This window comes from Planktosalinus sp. (genome assembly GCF_059864935.1).
Map to the genome: position 1 here is coordinate 1 of NZ_JCBCCK010000326.1, position 2,413 is coordinate 2,413.

The 2,413-nt window shown below is 35.6% G+C and carries 3 protein-coding genes; 2 read left to right on the forward strand and 1 reads right to left on the reverse strand.

Annotated features, from left to right (window positions below; translation table 11 throughout):
- Both pheS and AC6F75_RS10520 read left to right on the forward strand, forming a co-directional pair.
- A partial coding sequence (gene pheS / locus AC6F75_RS10515) for a phenylalanine--tRNA ligase subunit alpha (RefSeq protein ID WP_500714978.1) occupies positions 1–910 on the forward strand: 910 nt, incomplete at its 5' end.
- 73 nt (positions 911–983) lie between these two features.
- Complete coding sequence (locus AC6F75_RS10520) at positions 984–1,379, forward strand: hypothetical protein (protein WP_500714979.1); 396 nt, start codon at positions 984–986, stop codon at positions 1,377–1,379.
- Positions 1,380–1,395: 16 nt separating this feature from the next.
- Here the strand turns inward: AC6F75_RS10520 and AC6F75_RS10525 are convergent, their stop codons facing one another.
- Positions 1,396–2,217: a hypothetical protein gene (locus AC6F75_RS10525; RefSeq protein WP_500714980.1), complete on the reverse strand. Its 822-nt coding sequence runs from the start codon at positions 2,215–2,217 to the stop codon at positions 1,396–1,398.
- Between the last annotated feature and the right edge of the window lie 196 nt (positions 2,218–2,413).

Below are 2,413 nucleotides of genomic sequence, written 5' to 3' on the forward strand. Positions count from 1 at the left end.
CAACGACTTTTTTACTGCGTTTAAAGAAGTGCCCAACGACCAAAAAAAGGATTTTGGACAAGCAATCAACACCCTGAAACAAATTGCTCAGGAAAAAGTGGATGCCCTGAAAAGCGAGCTCCAGGCCAAAGAGGTTCAAAAGGGAATTTATGGTGATTTAACCCGTCCGGGAGACCCCATCACCTTTGGTGGGAGACATCCCATTTCCATAGTAAAAAACCAAATCATCGAAGTGTTTTCACGTATTGGCTTCAATGTTTCTGAAGGTCCCGAAATAGAAGACGACTGGCACAACTTTACTGCGTTGAACTTGCCGGAGTATCATCCCGCACGCGATATGCAGGACACCTTCTTTATTCAAACCAACCCGGACATACTTTTGCGCACCCACACATCATCGGTTCAGGTGCGTTATATGGAAAACAACAAACCGCCCATTCGCACCATTTCCCCCGGAAGGGTGTTTAGAAACGAAGCCGTTTCAGCCCGTTCACACTGTATTTTTCATCAGGTGGAAGGACTTTATATTGACAAAGACGTTTCATTTGCCGATTTAAAACAAACCTTGATTTACTTCTGCACCGAAATGTTCGGCAAATCTAAAATCAGATTACGCCCATCATACTTCCCCTTTACGGAGCCCAGCGCCGAAGTGGACATTTACTGGGGACTTGAAACAGAAACCGATTACCGCATCACCAAAGGAACTGGTTGGCTCGAAATTATGGGCTGTGGTATGGTGGACCCCAATGTGTTGAAAAACTGCGGTATTGACCCGGAGACCTACACAGGCTTTGCTTTTGGAATGGGTATCGAGCGCATTGCCATGTTGTTATACCAAATAGGCGACATTAGAATGTTTTATGAAAACGACCTGCGTTTTTTAGAGCAGTTTAAAAGTGCACTGTAAATTAGCTCCCTAACCCCCGAAGGGGGAATCTTTTCTATATGCATACTGAAAAGGACAAAAGATTTAAGTGATTATGCGAAAGGATATTGAATTTCCCGAAGTTAAAAACATTCACATCGCTGCTGTCAAAGAGTGGGATGAAGCCTTTTTAAACCAAAGCTGGAACATTTACCTCATCAACAACAGCAACCTGACAATGGAAGTCACCATAGTGGTTTCCCGAGGTAGTGACGGTGATAGAAAAACTGCTACCTTGCGTCATGGGTTAGGAATTTTAGAACCCAAAACATACCGAAAAGTAGAATTTATCGCTGAAGAAGTGCTGCCATTTAAAAACGAATTTCTACTTAGTTTTTTTGCAAATGGCAAACTGTATGACCGCACTTTTGTTTTTGAACCTTACAGCATAAAAGATGAAAATTTAAGTGCAATCCCTTTGTTGGAGGGTGAAGGGGTGTTGGCTGATTAATTCCCGTAGATTAATTTTAAAGTATACACGTTAACTTATCCTGAAAAAATGTTGGGTATACTATCTCTTCAAAGTCTCTATAATATTTTGTGCCTTCTAACCTAATAGCTTTAATTTTTGATTTTTTTAATTCATTAATTTCTGAGGGTGTAATCCTTGCGACTAAGTAAAAACTAGAACAATTTAAATTTCCTCGATGAAAAAAGGAAATAATTTTATCATTTTCTAGTTTTATCAATGCTTTAGATTGATTATGACTAAATGGACTGGAGCATCCTAAATCATGAAAAGTTAAGATTTTTAAGTAGAAATCATTGCCGTTTTTTTCAAGTTTCATTCTCAAAAAATTTAAATCGTCGGTTATATCGTAGTATATGATTTCCCTAATCTTCTTTCCAGTAAAAGTATCTGTTTTATTCGATTCGTATTCACATTTATTTCTAAAGCTTAAAAGCTCTTCTTCCAGTAACATTTTTTCTCTTTCATCTTTTTTTTGAACTTCAACACTTCTTATGGAATCATAGTTATTTAAATATAATTGTTTGATTTCTCTAACATTATCGTTTGATTCAAAATGAAAATCACTTATAAATCCATAACATCCATTATATTCTGCATAAAAAGTTGAAATATTTGAAATTGCTTTTAGAATAATTGTATCTCCTTCTTTGAAACTACAAACATCTACTTTTTCTTCGTTTAAATATTTAAAAAGAAATTTACTTTGAGTAGATCTTACTTTAATATACAAGGAGTCAGAGTTGAATAAATAAATTTCTTGACCAAAAAAGTTAAGAGAAAAAATGAAAAACAGAAAAGAGAATATTATTTTTTTCATTGCCTAACTTGATTTTTTTGCTCAAGTGTATTTAATAAGTGTAGGTAATGATTCAAATTTACAAATTATTTAGAAATCAAATGCTTACAATACAAATTAATCCAACTTCTCCGTCAACTTTTTAAACACTTTTTTGGGGTTTTTGTTTTCGTAAAGTATGTCATAAACCGCATTGATAATCGGGGTTTTGGCTTTG

Bases quoted from the DNA above. Each gene is read 5' to 3' on its own strand.
- AC6F75_RS10525 (WP_500714980.1), bottom strand. From the start codon at position 2,217: ATGAAAAAAATAATATTCTCTTTTCTGTTTTTCATTTTTTCTCTTAAC.
- AC6F75_RS10520 (WP_500714979.1), top strand. From the start codon at position 984: ATGCGAAAGGATATTGAATTTCCCGAAGTTAAAAACATTCACATCGCT.